Annotated in this window: 1 pseudogene; it reads right to left on the bottom strand. The window is 43.6% G+C overall.

Annotated features, from left to right (window positions below):
* Window positions 1-22 precede the first annotated feature (22 nt).
* A pseudogene (locus B4920_RS26265) lies at window positions 23-273 on the bottom strand (F0F1 ATP synthase subunit alpha); the annotation flags it as partial.

The following is a 273-nucleotide window of genomic DNA, read 5'->3' as shown; positions in this document are numbered from 1 at the left end:
TCTTAAGACACCTCTATCATTGTTACCAGGTTTGGGTTGCTACGAACTTGTCGAGGCCAGCTTTTAATTCAGCTTCGATATCGGCGTTATAATCGCCAGTCTCGTTGATAAGCTTGATTAAAGCAGCATGCTCGCTGTTCATGTACGAGAGCAGAGCGGCTTCGAAATCACCAACTTTTTTCATCTCAATGCCCTTCAGGTAACCTTTTTCAGCTGCGAAAATAGACACAGCTTGAGCAGCTACACTCATAGGAGCATATTGTTTTTGCTTCA

This window comes from Zoogloea sp. LCSB751, assembly GCF_002028455.1.
GTDB lineage: Bacteria > Pseudomonadota > Gammaproteobacteria > Burkholderiales > Rhodocyclaceae > Zoogloea.
Note: the sequence above shows the minus strand (reverse complement) of the source record. Positions and strands in the feature narration are given on the sequence as shown.